We start from the raw sequence: 19,791 nt of genomic DNA, 5'->3' as shown, positions 1-19,791 counted from the left end.
ATTAATGTCGTTCCAACATGTGATGCAAGACATTTATTTTCTTTTCATCCGCTCCACATTTTTCCATAATGGAAGTGCTTCCGGCACCGCCTATGCCACTAATTAACCTCGTCACGATGGCTTTCGCGCCAAAAAACACAGCACAGAATACACCAAGTGCGAAAAGTGCTGGCCATGGCATTCTACCAAATATTGCAAGCAAGGCTGCACCTATTATCACTATAGTCATTAGAGGTCCACCTATTCCCCAAACATATTTTATGATGTTGCATATTACTTTAGTAGTTGCATCAAGATCATCTGCAGCAGCACTGCTCATGTGAGAAAAGGAAATGAGTAATACTAGAAGAAACACACTAAAAACTTTCCCAATTGTAGGGTTCATCCCTATACCTTAAATTTTAAACATTGTAATTATATCTAAAATACTATAATTTTTAGTAAAATTAGCATAAAGATTGGTAAGCTTGTACAGCAAAATTCCAGTGCATAAATATAGCTAAAGCAATTCAAAAATCTATAACTGGTATCATTCCAGCGCTTGACGCTGGAATCCAGTAAAAAAAAGAATGGATCCCAGTGTTAGCTAATAAGCCTTATTTTCATTTTTACGCAAAATCGAAAATAAGAGATTTTTTATGTTTATCCACGCAAATAGATAAGCCTTATTTTCATTTTTATACAGAATCGAAAATTAAGTCTTATTTTCATTTTTGTACAGAATCGAAAATAAGAGGTTTTTTTATTTTGATCAAAAGATGTCATTCCAGCGCTTGAACCCTGTTATTCCTAGTGCTTGACGCTGGTTCACTTTCTGAAGGTGTCATTCCAGCGCTTGACGCTGGAATCCAGTGAAAAAAAGAATGGATCCCAGTGTTAGCTACTAAACCTTATTTTCATTTTTACGCAAAATCGAAAATAAGAGGTTTCTTATGTTCATCTACACAAATAGATGAGCTTTATTTTCATTTTTATACAGAATCGAAAATAAGAGGTTTCTTATTTTCATCACAGGGTGTCATTAAAGTAGCTGACACTGGAATCCAGATTGTAGTCGTTTCATTTAAAATGCTGTACAGCGTACTTGTTTACAACCAGTTTTGCTGGATCCCAGTGTCGGGGCACTGGGATGACATTATTCAGTAGCACTGGGATGACACCCTAGTGGTAGGCTCAAATCACAATGTTCGTACAGTTGTGCATCATGCGTTGGGATTACATCCTACATTTGTACACCTTGAACTTACATGTTCAACTCTATTTTCTTCCATCTCTCTATAACTTGGCAATGTAGAATCTTTTATGTGCAATCCGGTACCTATTAGAACTAAAGCAGCAACAATACCGCAAACCACTGCACCAGCAACAGATGGAACCATTACAGCAGCAGCAATTAATAATCCTGTAATAACAACTCCAATAACATCATTCCTTAATGAGGTGTGAAAATTTTCTTTGCTTTCTTTATATCTGGTTTCTTTTTCATGTGGTGAAGAAAATTGAGCATTTATGAAGCCGTGAGAATTGTTACCACTGCTTGGTGTAGGAGTTGAGCCTATATCTGTTTTTTTTGTTGGTATAGGAGGCACTGGTTTATTTTCTTTTACGTTAGGTGTTTCTGATGTAATAAAATCCAATTTATTAAATTTACCACTATTCAAGAGTATCTCTATAACGTCAGCTTGTTTGGTTCCTATAGCTTCACTCAATCCAGTCTTTAGACATTTGTTTTCAGTAGCAGTATCAACTTTCGTTTTCAAACTTGCGAGTAATTTAACAATTTGTAGAAATATAGTACGATTATGGGTGTGTGTAATATTAGGTCCTTTTGAAGCAACAACATATCCAAGCAAAGTATAGTGATCTCCTCTTACTCTTTTTATATTCCTACCTTTAAGCTCCTTTTTAAACTCTGCAGCAGTTATATTAGGGTTGTGAGTTACAATTTCTTTTATCTCTTCATAAGTTAAATCGTTAGTCATGATTAGGTCTTACCACATATTGCTATATGTCTATTATACTAACTATCCCATAATTAGTCAAGACATCTTGCAGTTTCAAATGGCATGATATATATTTGGTGCTTTATTTATGATCCTTAAGCAGATGATGGAAGAGTTAGCTTACAAATTAGTCAAAGTGACTGAAGCTGCAGCACTTGCTGCACATAAGTTGGTAGGCTCCGGTGATGAAAAAAAGGCCGATCAGGTTGCAGTTGACGCGATGCGAACGATGCTAAACTCCATGGAAATAAATGGTACGATTGTAATTGGTGAAGGTGAAAGAGATGAAGCGCCAATGCTATATATTGGAGAAAAGGTCGGCACTGGAGGTGGGCCTGAAATTGACATTGCCGTTGACCCACTTGAAGGTACTACAATTTGTGCCCATTATAAACAAGGAGCAATGTCTGTTCTTGCCGCAACAAAAAAAGGTGATTTTTTACACGCACCTGATGTTTATATGGAAAAAATAGCAGTGGGAAAAAATCTTCCAGAGGGTGTAGTTTCACTCAAAAATAGTATTGAAAAAAATTTAGATAATTTAGCTCAGGCAAAAAACTGCAAAGTAAATGACTTAGTAGTAACGGTGCTTAAACGTGAAAGGCATAATAAATTAATAGAGAAAATTAGGCAGTTGGGAGCAAGAATTAAGCTGATAGATGATGGTGATATTGCTGCTGTAGTTTCGCTAGTAAATGGCAATCATGACATGTACACTGGAACCGGAGGAGCCCCAGAAGGAGTGCTCGCGGCTGCAGCGCTAAGCTCAATAGGCGGACAAATGGAGGGAAGATTAATATTTGATACAGATCATCTAAAAGAAAGAGCAAAAAATGTGAATATCGATGACCTGGAAAAAATCTACACTGTAAAAGACATGGCAAGAGGCGAATCAGTGTTTATTGCAACTGGAGTAACAAGTGGTGAACTTGTGGACGGAGTTAAATTTAGTCATAACACCTATTCAACTAGTTCTTTAATTATTCTACCTAACAAGCTGATAAAGTCGCAAACAATGCGAAATTTATGCTAAATTATTTAATGTTGACATGCTTAAATTTTAGTCCTATCCTGATAGGGTTGAGGTGTAATGGATTTATCTTTTTTAAATAAATAATGGAGGTGTGATATGCATTCTAATTCTTCCCCTATAACAGCAACCTCTGCTCCTAATCTGGGTGGTGGAGATTCTAACTCAAAAAGCGAAGAAAAAGTAATTATGGGAAATGATAAAAATAAGGCAAGCAGTGTAAATTTAGATTCTACGAAAGAATATCCTAAGAATGAACCTCAGTTTAGTAGTAGTGAGGTAGAAGCAGTATTATCAGACTTTAAGAAATTGAATTTTGAAGATAACAAATGTTTTAGCAAAATAGTAGATGATTACCAAAAGAAGAATATTTCCCTTTTTAACTATGTGATATTGAATAAGCGAGAAGAGGTAATAGACATATTAGACCAGAAACGTACTCCCAGTGATCAGGAGGAATTTAGAAAGGAGCTTGGTAGATATCTTCTTCAAATTGATGGGGGAGCAAGTTATGGAAAAAAAACTTCAAGATGAACTCCAGTTTAGCAGCGATGAAGTAGAAGAAGTATTGTCAGACTTTAAAAAATTGAATTTTAATTTTAAGGATAATAAATGTGAAGATCCTTCTGATTCTATAAATTATAATAATAGCTGGCCGGCAGACCCATTTGACAAAATAGCAAACTATTACCGAGAGAACAAGAATATTTTCCTCTTCAATTATGTGGTATTGAGTAAACAAAAAGAAATAATGAATATATTGGACGAGAAGCTTTCTTCCAAAAATGAAGGTCAAGAAAGGTTAAAAGAAAAAGAAGAGAAGCAAAATAAGTTTAAAGAAAGGTTGGGTAGATATCTTCTTCGAATTAGTGAAGGGATGGATGATGGAAAAAAACTTCTAGGAAATGACAACACAATCACTTTTTTTGATGGGTGCTATGTAGCATGTAAATACGCAGGACGTGCTCTTAACCATCATGACCTTCTTAATATTAATATTATCAAACCTGGACAGACTTTGGAAACTAGTCGCCTTTTCACCGAAAAAATAAAAAAAATGGAAGAGGAGAAAAGCGAGGTAAAAAGAGCAAAAATATACGACCACGGTAAAAAGATAGTAACAATTGAGAAGAATGAGAAACAACAAAGGAATTACTCCTTTACGAAACTTGCAATATGTGACATTGAAATGAGTTGGAATGCAAAAGACACTTCAGGGAAAGATCTTAGTTGCGTTATTGTTCTAAGTATAAATTCTGGTCAAGTGAGTATTAAAAAATCAACTATTAATGGTCAAAATATTGAACCAAATAACATTTTAGAACTCGCTAAGCAAAATGAGGTTGCACTTATAGAGGATAAAGCTTTACATGAAGTTCTAGGAAAATGCTTAGCTCAGCAAACGCAACCTGAGGAGAAAAAGAGTACACAGCCACACGAGAATATCGTTGTACCTGCCTCTGCTCTTGGTGGAGTAGGAACTCCAGAATTAGTAGCTCCTTCCCTTCAGAATACTATACATTAAACCTAAAGTGCATTATGTCGCCATCTTGCACGATATAATCTCTGCCTTCGAAGCGAATTTTTCCTGCGTCTTTGCAGGCTGATTCGCTTCCATGTTTTATATAGTCTGCAAAGTTTATCGTTTCTGCTTTGATAAAGCCTTTTTCAAAATCAGTGTGAATTACACCTGCTGCTTTATCAGCTGTTGACCCTATTTTTATTGGCCACGCACGTGCTTCTTTTGGTCCTACAGTAAAGAAAGTTATCATACTCAATACTTCGTACATAATACGCGCTACTCCATCAAGACCTGACTCTTGCAAGCCAAACTCTGACAAGAAACTCTGTTTTTCTCCTTCGTCTTCAAGATTTGCAATCTCTGCTTCAAGTTTTGCTGAGATACAATAAAACTTGCTCTTGTTCTCTTCTGCCATCTTTTCTACTTTTTTAGATAGCTCGTTGCCAGTTAGGATGTTGGTATCTTCAACATTGCAGACGTACATAACAGGCTTTGTTGTCAGCAATTGAAGCGTCTTCATTTCAGCTTCGTCCATGTTTCCCAAACTTCTTGCAGGTCGACCCAATTTTAGGATAGATAAAACCTCCTGCATTAAATCAAGCTGTCTCTTTAGTTCCTTATCGCCTTGCTTTGCTTTCTTTTCCAACTGAGGTAGCCTTTTTTCTATGCTATCAATATCGGCTAGTATTAATTCCATTTCCACCACTTCAGCATCTGATATTGGGTCTATTGTATTGTGTACGTGGCTGATGTCGTCATCCGTAAAGCATCTGAGCAGGTGAACGATAGCATCAACCTCTCTGATATGACTCAAAAACTTATTACCGAGCCCTTCGCCTTTGCTTGCACCTTTTACCAGACCTGCAATGTCTACAACTTCTAATTGATTGTAGATTATCTTTTCTGAATCGGCAATGTTTGCAATTTGTTTCAAACGCTGGTCTTTTATTGGCACTTTACCAACATTGGGTTCAATTGTACAAAAAGGATAATTTGCAGCTTCAGCCGCACTTGATTGTGTAAGTGCATTAAATAAAGTTGATTTGCCTATGTTGGGTAGTCCTACTATGCCACAGTTAAAGCTCATATTTACTATGTAAAATTATAATTGTTGCATAATTTAATAATTTTTGCTATACTTAATTGTCTACTTATTAACAACTTTGTTAGTGTAGTAGTGTATAGCTTGAATTAAGGTAAAAATTATGAATGACAAGCAACAACTGTTACAAGATTTACGTAGTATTGAAGCTGGTATTGTTAAACAAGAAAAAGACTTCGACATAAAGACTCAGCTGATAGAGATTTTCAAAGTTTTGTTTAGGTTATTTCAAGGTAAAGAGAGCGTTTCTAAAGAGAATATAGTCAATGTAGCAAATAAAGAAAGTAGAAACCGAGGGATAGGAGATAAATACGATAACTGGAGTGAGATTTTTGGTTTAGAAGAAAAAGTTGTCCAAAATGTGGAGAAACAAAATAATACAGAACAAAAATTAAATGGAAATCCATATCCTGATAATTTCCATGTAGGAAAAGCAATTGGTGATGGAAGCTGTTTTTTTGACTCATTCAGGCAAAGTTTAGAACAGCAGAAGGGCATAGAAGTTACTGTAAAGCAGTTGCGAGAAAACTGTAAAGAATTTGCACAAAACAATCCGCCGGAATGGTTTAAGGGTGCAATTGCCAATAGTTATGATAACAATGGCCAGCACCGTAGCGAAACTTTAGATGCTTATGCAGCAAACATTATGCGCAATGACAGATGGGGTGATCCTGACATTGAAGGCAGAATACTTTGTGGAAAGTATGGTGTGAAGTTGCATGTTATAGAGAACCAGACCGTTAATAACCAAGATCTGTCTTTGCATCAATTAATAGACAATTCAGGTTCAAAAAATGCAGGTGAATACAATAAAGTTAATTATAACGATAGTAGTGTCTTGCATATAATAAATAAAGGTAGTGCTCATTTCGAACCATTGCTTGATAAAAATAAAAGTTTAGCAAAACAACTGCAAGAGGAAGCTAGGCTTAAACAAGAACAAGAAGACTTTCTGCTAGCAAAACAACTTCAGATAGATGGGATCTTAGAATATTGTAACCTTTCAAAGGATATTTCTAAGAGGGCAGAGGTTGAAAAGAGATTTGATGAGTTATTGAAAAATAATCCTGAAGGGAAAATTAGTGATGTTGTAGAGCAGTGTATTAGTGATATAAAGCAACGTACTCAACGCTCTGAAGAGCAAAGCCCTTTACCAAGTTGTGGTATGGAAGAAACAAGAGTAGAAAAAACATTTGGTCAACAGCAAACACCACAACTGGAATCTTGTTAGCCCTGTATGTTTTTATATAGGGCTTTTTGCAAAAGCTTTGCATTTCATGTAATATGAGTTGCAATACATGCTAACCTAAATGCAAGTTGACCATGAAACTAGTTTAATCATTGATGCCATAGAGAAATTTGGTGGTGAGGCAAGGCTTGTCGGTGGATGTGTTAGGGATTCAATTTTGCAGCGCGACGTTCACGATATTGACCTTGCTACCAATCTTCTCCCTAATCAAGCAACTGAGGCACTAAAACTTCATAATATAAAAGCTATTCCAACTGGCCTAAAACATGGAACTATCACTGCAATTTTAAACAAAAGGTCCTTTGAGATCACGACGCTAAGGTATGATGTAAAATGCGACGGCAGACATGCAAAAGTAGAATTTACCAATAGTTGGCAAGCCGATGCTTCAAGACGTGACTTTACATTTAACGCTCTTTATGCAGATAAGTATGGTCAGATATATGACTACTTCGGTGGCACTCAGGACTTAAAAGCGCGGAGGTTAAATTTTATAGGTAATGCTGAAGATAGAATTAAAGAAGACTATCTTCGTATTTTAAGAGTGTTTCGGTTTCACGCAAAAATATGCGTTGGAGATTTGAGTGACGAAATATTGGATGTATGCAAAAAACATTCGCACATGATCCAAAACCTCTCTGGAGAAAGGATAAGAGATGAAATGTTTAAATTGCTAGAGTGCGATAATCCGGCTCCAACACTTAAGAGCATGCAAGAATCTGATGTTCTGCAAAAAATTATTCCACAAGAAGTAAGAGGGGAAATTCTGTCTTCGTCGCTGCTTTCTGACTCAGGTGCAATAGTAAAACTAGCGTTACTCCTTAGAACTACTGAAAAGAATGATAGGATAAGTCTCGGGAAACACGTGAGCAAGTTTTTACGTCTTTCAAATAAGCAAAAGAAAAAACTGTTATTTTTATTATCCAACAATATCAAAGCAGAGCTTTCAGAAAAAGAGCAGAAAAAATACATATTGTCATTTGGTAAGGAGTTATATTGTGATTTAGTGAAAATTTGTGGTGTTGAGTCTGGAACAAATGTTGATCAATACATCTCATTTTCTCAGGCATTCGACATCCCGAAATTTCCTTTATCTGGCGATGATTTAATAAGTATAGGTTATCAGTCAGGAAAAAGTTTAGGTAGGAGCTTGGAATTGTTAAAGCAACACTGGGAAGATAGCTCCTACACTTTAACAAAAGAGGAATTGTTACTTTATGCTCAGAACCTACTCTAACGTTCAATGAGTGCATGCTTGCTCTGATGTACAAAGGGTGTCACTCCAGCGCATGACGCTGGAATCCAGTGAAAAAAGAATGGATCCTAGTGTTAGCTACTCTGATGACATTATTGTACCATTCAGATGACAAAAAGACATATGGGAATGACATCCACAACCTTGTCATTCCAGTGCTTGACACTGGAATCCAGTGAAAAAAAAAGAATGGGTCCCAGTGTTAGCTACTAAGCCTTATTTTCATTTTTACGCAAAATCGAAAATAAGAGATTTTTTATTTTCATCCATGCAAATAGATAAGCCTTATTTTCATTTTTATACAGAATCGAAAACAAGAGGTTTCTTATTTTCATCAAAGGGTGTCATTCCAGCGCTTGACGCTGGAATCCAGGAGAGTTTGCTTGCTAAACTAATCTTGTGAACATAGAAAGTAGCTAATCTTAACTTAAAACACAACATTAATTATTATGGAAATCTGGATCCCAGTGTCTGGGCACTGGGATGACATTATAGATGGCTACTTGGATGACATTATAGATGGCTACTCGGATGACATCCACAACCCTGTCATTCCAGTTAAAACAACATCCTAAAAAACTTTTCTATATAATTTAGTTCCTGTACGTCATTTACTGCATAAAGTGGAGCACTTTGCTGCTCAGTGCCCGGTATTTCTATAAAAACCTTGCCAACTTCCTGTCCTTTTTTGATTGGCGCAGGTATCATATCTTTATATTCAACGTGTACCTTAATTTTGTCGTGCAAATGACGGCTATAGGTTATGATGACGTCATTTGCAACTGTGACGGGTACTTTTCTTTCTTTTCCATATAGAACGTTCATTTCTTCAACTACACTATCCTTAGCGAATATTTTCTTAGTATTAAAATGGTTTAAAGAATATTGTATCAATCTTTTTGCCTCTTCTATTCGCTCTTTCTCAGTGTTTAAACCATTTACGGCAGCAAAAATTCTTCTGTCGTTTCGTTGTGCTGATACTACAATTCCGTAACCACCAGCGTTTGTATAACCGGTTTTTAAGCCATCAACGCCAATGTCATGAAAAAGTAGAAGGTTTTTATTTTTTTGTAAAATGTCATTATATGTCAGGTATTGTTCAGAAAATAAGCCATAATACTCGGGGAAATCAGTGAAAATCCTCTTTGCTAGCGTTACCAAATCCTTTGCGCTCATGAAATGATCTTCATCAGGCCAGCCGCTTGAGTTGACAAAATGGCTGTTGCTTAGGCCTAATTTTTGTGCAACCTCATTCATTTCACTTGCAAAATTTTCTTCTGATCCCGCAATGCCCTCAGCTAGCGTGATGCAGGCATCATTACCTGAAACTATTGCAATTCCTTCAAGTAACTCCTTCACCGTAACAGATTGACCTTCCTTCAGAAACATGGAAGAGCCTTTCCTTTCCCATGCTTTTCTACTCACCCGAAACTTGTCTTCCATGCCTATTATTCCTGCTTTTAGGTAATCGAAGGCTACATATAAAGTCATTAATTTGCTCATTGAAGATGGAGCCATTTTTTCTTCGGAATTGTGCTCAAAAATAAATGAATCTGAAGCTAAATCTAGGACTATTGCTTGTTTTGCTTTGGTTCTAAATTGGTATGAATATGAAGAAAGAGGGAGTGAAAAGACCAATAGCAAAGTTACCAATTTGCTCAATACGTTCATAGTTTTAAGTTTATAGTGCACTAGTATAATTTTGCAAGAGTATTTCAATAGATCTCTTGTATAACAACGCATTGAAAAAACCACTTGACAGCCCTAAAAGTCCGCTTACTATGACATGCAGTACAAATAAGAGGTTTCTTATATTCATCCACGCAAATAAGACACAGATACATCTAATCATCTTCAAGCAAAGGTTTTGTAAGCACATCTTTTGCCTTTTTTATTGCTCTTATCAACATCTTCTGCTCGTTATCCTGACTTTTTACATTAACTACCTGAGCAGCTAAATTTGCAGGAAAAGTAACTAAACTGATCTCCCATAATTCTACTTGTTTTAATACTCTTGCTCCACTTTCATGATCAATGTCATATTTTATAGGCATATAGCCAATTGAGAGCCCATTGATTACTCCAGTTTTGAGCATTAAGTAAGCCTCTTCTGCTTTTTGAATACCCAAAAGTAAACGTGCAGTTATATAAAGACCAATATCATTCTCATAAAGCTCTATAATATCGCCTATGGGCTCGCTCGGATTGTGCTGCCAGAGAAGTTTTATTTTATCTTTATTCAAGCTTTCTTTAAATGCTCCGGGTGAGATCAGGTCATTCTGTTTATCAACAATGTTAAAAACACTTGCATAGCCAGAAAAAACACCGTTTTCCCCTATGTTTTTTATTGACAGTGGTGAACAGAGAAATTTCTTGTTCATAAAGCCTCCTTGTAGATTATTGAAAATTTTATTTGAAATATATGCTGGATGCTAACCATAGTATACACGATACCCCAGAAAGAGGAAGTGCTTTTTTAGCAGGTTAACAGGTGAAAGTTGACTTCAAACGACAACACCCGTACAGTACGTACTGTACAACACTGAAATCATGATATGATCGATGAAAAAATCGTAAGAGAGAGATTAGAAAAAGTCATAGAACAAAAAGGTGTTGGCATAGTATCCTCAATTGTTATAAAAGGTAGAGATGTTGGCTTTGCACTTGAATTTTCTGATGACACACAAGCAAGTGAAGAATTAAGAAGAAGTTGTGAACAAGCTGTCAAGGCAATACCAGGGGTAGAAAAGGTGACCGTGGTTGCTACTGGACGAAAACAAGCTGCAAAGCCGGTAACCAGACTGCATATTAAAGGAGTGAAGAATATAATTGTTGTAGCCTCTGGTAAAGGAGGAGTGGGCAAGTCTACAGTTGCGCTAAACCTTGCTCTTTCACTTGCAAAACTAAAACACAAAGTTGCGCTAGTTGATGCAGATATATACGGTCCTTCAATTCCTAAAATGCTTGGTACTGAAAAACTAAAGCCAACAATACAGGAAAATAAAGCAATGCCTATAGAAAAGTATGGGTTGCACACTATTTCAATCGGCTACTTTATTGATAAAGATCGTGCAGCAATATGGCGCGGACCCATGATCACAAAAGCACTTTACAATTTGCTGGTGGGGACAAAGTGGCACGATATAGAATATTTAATCGTTGACACACCACCTGGAACTGGTGATGTACATCTCAGTCTGATGGAAAATTTTAACTTAACTGGTGCAATAATAGTTTCAACTCCGCAAAAGCTCGCCTTAATTGATGCACGCAAAATTTACGATATGTTTACAAAGCTCAATGTATCGATTATTGGCATTGTAGAAAACATGAGCTATTTTATTCAAGACAATTTAAAAATACATATATTTGGAAAAGATGGTGCAAAAAAAATGTCCGAAGAGTTAGGAATCAAACTTTTGGGCAGAGTTCCCCTAGACCCGCAGATATGCAGTGCTTCCGATTGTGGAAATCCTTTCATGCTGAGTGAAGATTTAGCAGAAATTTATCAAGATGTTGCTTTGGAAATAGTGAAACAAATGTGTGCTTGACACTGGGATCCATTCTTTTTTTCACTGGATTCCAGTGTCCGCTACTTTAATGACACCTGCAGAAAATGAACCAGCGTCAAGCACTAGGAATAACAGGGTTCAAGCGCTGGCATGATACCCTTTGATCAAAATAAAAAAACCTCTTATTTTCGATTTTGCGTAAAGTGAAAATAAGGCTGGATTCCAGTGTCACGCTCTGGAGTGATAGGGTTGTGGATGTCACCCGAATGGCCCAATGATGTCATCCAAGCAGTCTTTTTTTCTGTCATCTCAGTGCCCTTTTTTTGCCATCCCAGTACTTGATACTGGGATCCATTCTTTTTTTTACTGGATTCCAGCGTCACGCGCTGGAATGACACCCTTCGATGAACATAAGAAATTTCTTATTTTCGATTCTGTATAAAAATGAAAATAAGGCTTACCTTATCTGCGTGGATGAAAATAAAAGACCTCTTATTTTCGATTCTGTACAAAAATGAAAATAAGGCTTACCTTATCTGCGTGGATGAACATAAGAAACCTCTTATTTTCGATTCTGCGTAAAACTGAAAATAAGGCTTATCTATTTGAGTGGATAAAAATAAAAAATCTCTTATTTTCGATTTTGCGTAAAAATGAAAATAAGGCTTAGTAGCTAACACTAGGATCCATTCTTTTCTTACTGGATTCCAGCGTCACACGCTGGAATGACATCCTTTGTTGTACTGAATTTGATTATTGAATAAAAAAGCCTGCAGACGAAAATAGATTTCGAGCTCTATAAATAGCTCTGCTATTAGCAGAATAAGATTTTTAGTATGTGAAAGTATTTTTTTTAGCTAAATACATTTAAGTCTTTTGTGTATAATCTGCAAATAAACTACTTTCAAAGTTTTACAAATGAATTACGATGTAATTATCTCAGGTGGCGGGTTACTTGGTCTTATCACTGCTATTGGCCTTGGCAATAACTCTGTATCCGTAGCTGTGATTGAAAAAAGTAGTTTGCCGCGTGTAATTGATGACAATCGAGCATTCGCTATTTCCCAAGGCTCGAAAAAAATATTGGAAAAATTAGGGATTTGGCGGTTCATAGAAGGCGAAGCAGAACCTATACTTGATATATGCATACTAGATGGGAATAGTCCGATTACCGTACATTATGATCATAAGATGGTTGGTGAAAAGCCAATGGGCTATGTTATCAACAACACTACTATATGGAATGCAATCAATAATAATTTTTTGCATAAACTAACCATATATTCTCCGCACTCCTATAAAACAGTTGCCTGTGATGCAGGATACGTTGAAGTAATCTTGGACAATGACCAGAAATTAATATCATCACTACTTATCTGTGCTGAAGGCAAAAACTCCAAACTACCGGAGTTACTTTCTATGTCGGTAATGAAGTTTGATTATAAACAAAGTAGCATAGTATTTAATGTAAAACATGAACTATATCACCAAAACTTAGCTGTAGAGCGGTTTTTTCCTGGTGGACCATTTGCAATTCTGCCGATGAAGGGTGGCTATACTTCTTCAATAGTTTGGACAGAAAAATCTGAAACTTCGAGAATGTTAATGAGTTTATCCGCAGAGGAGTTTGTTGTAGAGCTGAAAAAAAGGTTTGGCTCTTATTTGGGAGAAATCAAATTGGAAGGTGAAAGAAAATCTTACCCTTTGAGTTTTGCATTCGCAAAAAAGCTGCATAAAAGTAGAGTTTTGCTCATTGGTGATGCAGCACATTCGATTCACCCAGTTGCGGGTCAAGGGCTCAATCTTGGAATTAGAGATGTAGAAAGTGCTATAAGGCAAATCACTGCTGCGAAAATAGCTGGTATTGACGTTGGCAGTAGTTACCTGCTGAAAAAAATTTCACGTGATAGATACTGTGACAACTTCACTATGGCACTTGCAACTGATGGATTGAACAGGATATTTTCCAACAGAATATTTTGTGCTAAAGCACTGAGAAATCTTGGCTTAATGGCAGTTGAAAATTCAGATTTCCTCAAAAAACGCTTTATTCGTCATGCTATGGGATTGAGGTAAGGCTTATGCCAAAAATCTTTAAAGATATCTATTCAGGTGCATGGTTAATGTTTAGGCAAGTCACCCAAGCAGCCTTTGATCATAGGGTCGGAGAGAAGTGGTTTTTCAACGTGCTGCTAAACTATGTGAGCAAAAGAACCATCTGGGTTTTCACAATAGCCTGTTCTCTTTGAAACTAAAATAGCTATCGAATGTGATAATAATGTGATCTATTAGTTCTATTCCTACACCTTTGCAGGCTTCTGCTAATTGTCTAGTTAGTGATATATCGCTATTTGAAGGCTGTTTGTCTCCACTTGGATGATTATGAGATATTACAATGGCTGTTGAGCCAATCAAAAGAGCACGTTTGATGATTTCTCTAACATAAAGGGGTGTTTGATCGATTGTGCCGATATTTTGCAGGTCTTCTGCTATTAGACGATACTTCTTATTCATGTAAATGACACGAAAATTTTCTTTGTTAAGGCTTCCTATACTTATCCTCAGGTAGTTAAGCAATTTTTTCCAGTTGTTGATTATAGGCAGGTCTTTTATCTCTTCTCTTGCAGAACGAACAAAAGCTTGTTTCACGCAAAAGATGGCAGATATAGCAGCATTGTTAACCCCATCGATGTTCTGTAGTGCTTCTAAATCGGCATTAAAAACTTTATTCAAACTACCAAAATTTTCTATTAGGCTCTTTGCGATCGGTTTTACATCAATCCTACTGTATGCTGAGTACAAGATGTGCTCTAAGACTTCATAGTCAAGTAGCGATTGTCCGTTATCTGAAATGATTTTCTCTCTCAGGCGCTTTCTGTGCCCTTTTTTATAATCCTTCACTATAAATAAATTGCTTGTTGTGTATCTCTTTTATAATAGTAAATTAGACTTTTGAGTAAAATATTTAATAAATCCTTTGCTATTTCAGCATGTAGCACTGAAGACCATATTTTCAAATTTTTATGATATATCTCAGTAATTGAGCTATTTAAGGTTATAAAAACTTGACTTATGCACTTTACGTTCCTAAAATTTTTATTTTCAGTCCTACTTAATAATGTTGATAGCAATATTGAGCGCATTCCAAATAATATTGGTTGTGATTCTAGTAATTTTAGTCATTTTGCAGCCGCCTGGGAGTAGCTCGCTAAGTGGTTTTAATAATTCACAGCAGGGGCTCGATTCGATGATTCCAGTGAAATCTTCTGCGAACCCGCTTAGCAAAATAACGGCTATAGTTGTTGGCTTATTTATAATAAATACATTGTTATTATCGGGATTGTGTTCAAAGGATGTACACAAAAAGTCAATTGCAGAAAAAATTATATCGGAAAAAAAACGAGAAAATGAATCCACTTCTGTTCCTTTTGAAGATTAATGAAAGAAGCTAGATTTATCTTCGTAACAGGTGGGGTTGTTTCATCACTTGGCAAGGGTTTAGTTGCTTCGAGTGTAGGTGCACTTCTTCAAGCTCATGGCTTTAAGGTACGCATCAGAAAACTTGATCCATACCTCAATATAGACCCTGGAACAATGAGTCCAACTCAGCATGGAGAGGTGTTTGTTACCGAAGACGGTGCCGAAACTGATTTAGATCTTGGACACTATGAACGCTTTACTGGTATCAAAGCAACCAAGGATGACAATATAACAACCGGTAAAGTATATCATGAGTTATTGAAGAAAGAGAGGCGTGGTGATTATTTGGGCAAAACTGTACAAGTCATTCCTCATGTAACAGATTTAATTAAGTCGTTCATTTTCAACGGTACAGAGGGTTTAGATTTCATAATATGTGAAATAGGTGGAACTGTAGGCGATATTGAGAGTCAACCATTTTTAGAAGCCGTACGTCAAATTGGCTATAAGCTCGGAAAACAAAGAGTTATCCTTATTCACCTGACCTTGATACCATATCTTACCGCAGCACAAGAATTAAAGACAAAACCAACACAGCATTCAGTTCGAGAGTTAAATTTTGCAGGGTTACAGCCAGATATTATATTATGTCGTAGTGAAAAGGAAGTCTCCGATAATCAGAGAAGAAAAATAGCCAACCTTTGTAATGTTTCTTTATCTAATGTCATACCTGCGCCTGATGTAAGTCATATATATGAGCTGCCAATTCTATATAATCAATGCGGACTCGGTACACAAATTCTGGAACATTTTCATTTAAGTAAACCACAACCAAGTCTAACCGAGTGGGATCAAATAGTACACTCTATGAGCAACTCAACACAGGAAGTCACTGTATCTATAGTAGGGAAATATACTGAATTTCCCGATACATACAAATCATTAGTTGAAGCATTAAATCATGGTGCAATTAGTAATAAGGTCAAGATAAAGGTAAATTGGGTTAACTCAAGAGAGAAGAGTGAAGATGAAAAATTCATAGGAGAGAAATTACGTAATTCTCATGCAGTTCTTGTCCCAGGTGGATTTGGTGATGATGGAGTAGAGGGTAAAATATCGGCAATAAGTTATGCTCGCATGAATAATATTCCATTTCTTGGAATATGCCTTGGTATGCAACTTGCGGTTATTGAATTTGCTCGCAGTGTCATTAAGCTTGAAGATGTACACTCCGAGGAATTTTGCACCTGCAGACATCCAATCATTAAACTAGCTGGTGGCAGAAACGTTGATCTTGGTGGAACCATGAGACTTGGAGCATACGAATGTAATATAAGCCCGAGTTCTAAAATGGCAGATGCATATGGTAATACCACTATCTCGGAAAGACATAGACACAGATACATAATTAATTCAGATTATAAAGATGATTTAGAAAAAAATGGGTTGATATGCAGTTGCATATCAGAAGATAGAACGTGTATAGAGGCAGTGGAGCTAGAAAGTCATCCTTGGTTTATCGGCGTGCAATTTCATCCAGAGTTTAAGTCAAAGCCGTTTTCTCCCCATCCTCTTTTTGTATCGTTTATTAAAGCAGCAGTTAACACAATTTGAAAAAGAAGATTAGCAGAGGAAAGTGTTTCAATATCGATACATGGAACTTGCCATAGAGCAAGCAAAACTTGCTCAAAAAAATGATGAGGTTCCCATAGGTGCTGTAATAGTAAGTGAAAGCAGTGTTGTTTCTTCTGCACACAATATATCCAGCGATCCAACTGCACATGCAGAAATGTTAGTGATCAGGCAAGCATGTAAACTGCTTTCAACACCGATGCTTTGTGCTGCTGATATGTATGTAACATTAGAGCCGTGTCCAATGTGTGCTCAAGCTATCTCCTTTGCAAGAATTAGACGATTATACTTTGGAACTTACAACCCAAAAGGTGGGGGAATTGAAAATGGTGTTAAAATATTTCAATTTTGCAATCATATACCTGAAGTTTACGGGGGAATATTAGAAAAGGAATGTTCTTTTCTGCTAAAGGATTTTTTTGAAAAGCTGAGGACCTAACGTAGCCACCTATAATGTCATCCAAGTAGCGGACATTGGGATCCATTCTTTTTTCACTGGATTCCAGCGTCATGCGCTGGAATGACACCCTTTGTTGTAAATTCACTCTTACTCTACGGATAACATTAAACTTCTTCTTTGTCATCTCAGCGCGCCGCATTAAGCCAATTGATTTTTTATCTTGCAATTCTTTCAATTTCACTAACAGAAAGACCAGTAAATTTGGCAATAATGCTGATATCCATTTTGTCAGCAAGCATTTCTTTGACTACAGCAATTTTAGCCTGTTTTTCGCCCTCTGCAATGCCTTCTTGTCTGCCTTTTTCTTCGCCGATTTGGATGCCTTCTTCTCGACCTTTTTCTTGAGCAGTCTCAAGTTTGTATTCAAGGATAGCTTCCTCTTTGTAAAGATCCATTATTCTTTCTTCATATGCCGTTAGATCTTTTTCATTCCAGTTAAACCTGTCTAATTCATCATATGCTCTCTTTATTATAGGCGCTTCTCTTGCAATCTTCTTTAGATCTTTTTCAGTGGTTTCTTCTGCATGCTTGAAAAAGTAACACCAGCGTTCTACTATGCTTGTTAATTGCTCTACTTTGTTTTTAGGAAATTTAGGTAGTTCAATAAACACAAATTGAAAATCTTGTAAGTCATGCTCATTAGTCTTCTCATCTCTGATGGTATGGCTAGATATGTAATTGGACTTATCAGGAAATAAAACACAATTTGAAATCGCAATAAAGAAGATCTTCTGTAAATTAGCGTACTTACCAACTTGCCTTGAGTAAGCTTTAGCAGCATAATATTGAGCGCGTTTTTCGAAACCTTTATCACGAGTAAGCTGCATTTCAACCACAAATCTATTGCCAACAGAATCCCGACAGAGAACATCAACTATACTTTGTCTCTCAGAGGCAATTTCAGGATTCAAAATGGTGCTGATAAATTCTATTTCTTGTATAGTATTAACTTCAGTACACCCTAGAATATCGTTCAAAAAATGGATAAGGATCTTCTTATTTTTTTCAGTGCCAAAGATTTTCTTGAAGGTTAAGTCCAGTTTTGGATCGAGAAATTTAGAAAAAGCCATCAGAAATCAAGTGAAAAATCATTAACAATTATACACTATTCTTGAGAAATATTCAACTATGTTCTTTAACTGACAATTTTGAGCTTAACTTGACGTATGGTTGATACCAGAAATTTTACCAATCACATCTTTTATCCTGTGGTTTTATTTGCAATATTGCTACCAAACTAACCAATAAGCAGAAGACTATATAAAGCCCAGCGGCAAAGTTTATTTGAGGAAATGTTATAGTAAACCAAGTGCATATCATAGGAGTGAATCCCCCGTGCAAAGCATAAGAGATGTTGCGCGATAAACTCACTCCGCTGAATCTAACATTAGTGGGGAAGAGCTCGGATGCAACTATTCCTATAGGATTTATACCCTTTTCTATTATAGAAAGAACCATGACACTCAGCATGATTATAAGATAACTTTTGTAGTAGTAAGCAATAGATAAAATAGGACAACATAGTACCATTGTAATCACTGTAAATAAGATTGCAGTGCGCTCTTTACCTATTCTGTCAGCCAACATTCCTAATACTATTGCAAATATCAGCATCAATATGCTGGTTATAATGAGCACAATCTCATTGATATATGTTGTTACATACGTCTCAACCGATACTATTTCTTTTGCGATTGTCCTAAGAAATATGGTAAACCCAACAGCAACATTAACGGGTACAGATATTAAAATAGCAAGTGTAAGAGCTCTCTTATAGTGTTTTATAAGCTCTATTATTGGCAAATCAGGTAGATTTCTTTGTTCTCGATTTTTTTCATATGCTGGAGTTTCTCCCAGCGTGTATATACTACATGCACTAATCAGTCCCAAAACAGCTGAAAAAGTAAACGGTATTCTCCAACCCCAAGCGTTAAAGTCAGTGTTTTTTTTACAGATGATTACCATCGCCACAGAAAGCAAAACGCCAATAGAGCGACCAAAACTTATTACTCCAAAAAACATTCCTAGCTTTTTCTTATTAGGTAAATGCTCTATGAGATAAACAGAACTGCCTCCTTGCTCAGCACCCAGCGCAATTCCTTGTGTTACATGAATTGCAAGAAGCAACATGGTCGAAGCTACACCTATCTGGCTATAACCTGGAATAAATGCAACAAAACTAGACGGAATCGATATTAGCAAGATGGCAATCGTTAATGCTATCCTCCTTCCATATCTGTCACCAATGTGACCAAATACAAATGCGCCAAGTGGCCTTACCATAGCGCCCAGTCCTGCAATTCCAAACAATTGCAATATGTTGTAGTAAACATCTTTTGCAGAACAAAACTCTCTACTGATTATATTAACCAGATCAATGAAGAGCATATGGTCATACCATATTGCAATTCTACAGAGTATTGTTGCTATCAACGCCCTTGTTTGCTGATTGCACACTAAATTTAATTCGTAAATGTTTGCCCATTTTAGCCAGTTTTTAGGGTCTAGTAAAGCTACAACTAAAGTATGAAGTTGACTTTTTTGTCAACGCGTAACCTTTACAGGAATGACACCTTCAGAAGGTGAACTAGCGTCACGCGCTGGAA

25 protein-coding genes are annotated in these 19,791 nt (G+C 36.5%); 15 read left to right on the top strand and 10 right to left on the bottom strand.

The window, feature by feature from the left end:
* Position 1: 1 nt before the first annotated feature.
* Positions 2-385 (bottom strand): TrbC/VirB2 family protein, encoded by a 384-nt coding sequence (locus HF196_RS04685; RefSeq protein WP_168456027.1) that lies wholly within the window; start codon positions 383-385, stop codon positions 2-4.
* A gap of 194 nt (positions 386-579) precedes the next feature.
* On the opposite strand from HF196_RS04685, the gene HF196_RS04680 reads away from it, so the two are divergent.
* Together HF196_RS04680 and HF196_RS06150 are read left to right on the top strand one after the other, a co-directional pair.
* Complete coding sequence (locus HF196_RS04680) at positions 580-777, top strand: hypothetical protein (protein WP_168456026.1); 198 nt, start codon at positions 580-582, stop codon at positions 775-777.
* Positions 778-873: 96 nt separating this feature from the next.
* Complete coding sequence (locus HF196_RS06150; protein WP_410543532.1) at positions 874-1,146, top strand: hypothetical protein; 273 nt, start codon at positions 874-876, stop codon at positions 1,144-1,146.
* 56 nt (positions 1,147-1,202) lie between these two features.
* Here HF196_RS06150 and HF196_RS04670 read toward each other — a convergent pair whose 3' ends face one another.
* Positions 1,203-1,982, bottom strand: a complete 780-nt coding sequence (locus HF196_RS04670) for a hypothetical protein (protein WP_168456025.1) — start codon at positions 1,980-1,982, stop codon at positions 1,203-1,205.
* 127 nt (positions 1,983-2,109) lie between these two features.
* On the opposite strand from HF196_RS04670, the gene glpX reads away from it, so the two are divergent.
* The 3 genes from glpX to HF196_RS05810 all read left to right on the top strand — a co-directional run bounded on the left by glpX (position 2,110) and on the right by HF196_RS05810 (position 4,558).
* The gene (gene glpX / locus HF196_RS04665; protein ID WP_168456298.1) at positions 2,110-3,036 is read left to right on the top strand and encodes a class II fructose-bisphosphatase; all 927 of its coding nucleotides are present in this window, start codon (positions 2,110-2,112) and stop codon (positions 3,034-3,036) included.
* Between the two features lie 96 nt (positions 3,037-3,132).
* On the top strand, positions 3,133-3,567 hold the full coding sequence (locus HF196_RS05815) for a hypothetical protein (RefSeq protein ID WP_174855517.1): 435 nt from the start codon (positions 3,133-3,135) through the stop codon (positions 3,565-3,567).
* Entirely contained in the window at positions 3,545-4,558 is a 1,014-nt protein-coding gene (locus tag HF196_RS05810) for a hypothetical protein (protein ID WP_174855516.1), read from the top strand. Before HF196_RS05815 ends, HF196_RS05810 begins: the two co-directional genes overlap by 23 nt.
* Here HF196_RS05810 and ychF read toward each other — a convergent pair.
* Positions 4,548-5,642 (bottom strand): redox-regulated ATPase YchF, encoded by a 1,095-nt coding sequence (ychF, locus tag HF196_RS04655; protein WP_168456024.1) that lies wholly within the window; start codon positions 5,640-5,642, stop codon positions 4,548-4,550. The genes HF196_RS05810 and ychF overlap by 11 nt on opposite strands.
* Positions 5,643-5,760: 118 nt before the next feature.
* Between ychF and HF196_RS04650 the strand changes: the two genes are divergently transcribed.
* The 4 genes from HF196_RS04650 to HF196_RS06040 all read left to right on the top strand — a co-directional run bounded on the left by HF196_RS04650 (position 5,761) and on the right by HF196_RS06040 (position 8,736).
* On the top strand, positions 5,761-6,888 hold the full coding sequence (locus HF196_RS04650; RefSeq protein WP_246198538.1) for an OTU domain-containing protein: 1,128 nt from the start codon (positions 5,761-5,763) through the stop codon (positions 6,886-6,888).
* Between the two features lie 79 nt (positions 6,889-6,967).
* Entirely contained in the window at positions 6,968-8,143 is a 1,176-nt protein-coding gene (locus tag HF196_RS04645; protein WP_168456023.1) for a CCA tRNA nucleotidyltransferase, read from the top strand.
* Between the two features lie 217 nt (positions 8,144-8,360).
* Positions 8,361-8,564, top strand: coding sequence for a hypothetical protein (locus HF196_RS04640; protein ID WP_168456022.1), 204 nt, complete (start codon positions 8,361-8,363; stop codon positions 8,562-8,564).
* A 46-nt stretch (positions 8,565-8,610) separates the two neighbouring features.
* Positions 8,611-8,736: a hypothetical protein gene (locus tag HF196_RS06040; RefSeq protein ID WP_256359375.1), complete on the top strand. Its 126-nt coding sequence runs from the start codon at positions 8,611-8,613 to the stop codon at positions 8,734-8,736.
* Here HF196_RS06040 and HF196_RS04635 read toward each other — a convergent pair.
* Complete coding sequence (locus HF196_RS04635) at positions 8,720-9,832, bottom strand: D-alanyl-D-alanine carboxypeptidase family protein (RefSeq protein ID WP_168456297.1); 1,113 nt, start codon at positions 9,830-9,832, stop codon at positions 8,720-8,722. The genes HF196_RS06040 and HF196_RS04635 overlap by 17 nt on opposite strands.
* Positions 9,833-10,005: 173 nt before the next feature.
* Positions 10,006-10,542 (bottom strand): HK97 family phage prohead protease, encoded by a 537-nt coding sequence (locus HF196_RS04630; RefSeq protein ID WP_168456021.1) that lies wholly within the window; start codon positions 10,540-10,542, stop codon positions 10,006-10,008.
* A gap of 174 nt (positions 10,543-10,716) precedes the next feature.
* Between HF196_RS04630 and HF196_RS04625 the strand changes: the two genes are divergently transcribed.
* Together HF196_RS04625 and HF196_RS06035 are read left to right on the top strand one after the other, a co-directional pair.
* Positions 10,717-11,712, top strand: a complete 996-nt coding sequence (locus HF196_RS04625; protein WP_168456020.1) for an Mrp/NBP35 family ATP-binding protein — start codon at positions 10,717-10,719, stop codon at positions 11,710-11,712.
* On the top strand, positions 11,705-11,827 hold the full coding sequence (locus HF196_RS06035; RefSeq protein ID WP_256359374.1) for a hypothetical protein: 123 nt from the start codon (positions 11,705-11,707) through the stop codon (positions 11,825-11,827). Before HF196_RS04625 ends, HF196_RS06035 begins: the two co-directional genes overlap by 8 nt.
* Positions 11,828-11,855: 28 nt before the next feature.
* On the opposite strand, the gene HF196_RS04620 is transcribed toward HF196_RS06035, so the two are convergent.
* On the bottom strand, positions 11,856-12,071 hold the full coding sequence (locus HF196_RS04620) for a hypothetical protein (RefSeq protein WP_168456019.1): 216 nt from the start codon (positions 12,069-12,071) through the stop codon (positions 11,856-11,858).
* A 129-nt stretch (positions 12,072-12,200) separates the two neighbouring features.
* A complete protein-coding gene (locus HF196_RS04615; RefSeq protein ID WP_168456018.1) occupies positions 12,201-12,353 on the bottom strand; it encodes a hypothetical protein in 153 nt (50 codons plus the stop codon).
* A 238-nt stretch (positions 12,354-12,591) separates the two neighbouring features.
* Here HF196_RS04615 and ubiH point away from each other — a divergent pair, with 238 nt between their 5' ends.
* Positions 12,592-13,749 carry a 2-octaprenyl-6-methoxyphenyl hydroxylase gene (ubiH, locus tag HF196_RS04610; protein WP_168456017.1) on the top strand — a complete coding sequence of 386 codons (1,158 nt, stop codon included), beginning with the start codon at positions 12,592-12,594 and terminating at the stop codon, positions 13,747-13,749.
* A 150-nt stretch (positions 13,750-13,899) separates the two neighbouring features.
* Here the strand turns inward: ubiH and radC are convergent, their stop codons facing one another.
* Entirely contained in the window at positions 13,900-14,574 is a 675-nt protein-coding gene (radC, locus tag HF196_RS04605; protein WP_168456016.1) for a RadC family protein, read from the bottom strand.
* Between the two features lie 217 nt (positions 14,575-14,791).
* On the opposite strand from radC, the gene secG reads away from it, so the two are divergent.
* Genes secG through HF196_RS04590 form a run of 3 tightly spaced genes read left to right on the top strand, consistent with a single transcriptional unit; the run spans position 14,792 to position 17,164 of the window.
* The gene (gene secG, locus HF196_RS04600; protein ID WP_168456015.1) at positions 14,792-15,112 is read left to right on the top strand and encodes a preprotein translocase subunit SecG; all 321 of its coding nucleotides are present in this window, start codon (positions 14,792-14,794) and stop codon (positions 15,110-15,112) included.
* Positions 15,112-16,707, top strand: coding sequence for a CTP synthase (locus HF196_RS04595; RefSeq protein ID WP_168456014.1), 1,596 nt, complete (start codon positions 15,112-15,114; stop codon positions 16,705-16,707). The genes secG and HF196_RS04595 overlap by 1 nt, the downstream gene beginning before the upstream one ends.
* A 40-nt stretch (positions 16,708-16,747) precedes the next feature.
* A complete protein-coding gene (locus tag HF196_RS04590) occupies positions 16,748-17,164 on the top strand; it encodes a nucleoside deaminase (RefSeq protein ID WP_168456296.1) in 417 nt (138 codons plus the stop codon).
* A 176-nt stretch (positions 17,165-17,340) separates the two neighbouring features.
* Here the strand turns inward: HF196_RS04590 and HF196_RS04585 are convergent, their stop codons facing one another.
* Together HF196_RS04585 and HF196_RS04580 are read right to left on the bottom strand one after the other, a co-directional pair.
* On the bottom strand, positions 17,341-18,255 hold the full coding sequence (locus tag HF196_RS04585; RefSeq protein WP_168456013.1) for an Rpn family recombination-promoting nuclease/putative transposase: 915 nt from the start codon (positions 18,253-18,255) through the stop codon (positions 17,341-17,343).
* A 115-nt stretch (positions 18,256-18,370) separates the two neighbouring features.
* On the bottom strand, positions 18,371-19,642 hold the full coding sequence (locus HF196_RS04580) for an MFS transporter (protein ID WP_168456012.1): 1,272 nt from the start codon (positions 19,640-19,642) through the stop codon (positions 18,371-18,373).
* Between the last annotated feature and the right edge of the window lie 149 nt (positions 19,643-19,791).

Origin of the sequence: Wolbachia endosymbiont of Ctenocephalides felis wCfeJ, assembly GCF_012277315.1 — a bacterium.
Lineage (GTDB): Bacteria > Pseudomonadota > Alphaproteobacteria > Rickettsiales > Anaplasmataceae > Wolbachia.
This window is presented reverse-complemented; position numbering and strand designations above follow the sequence as displayed.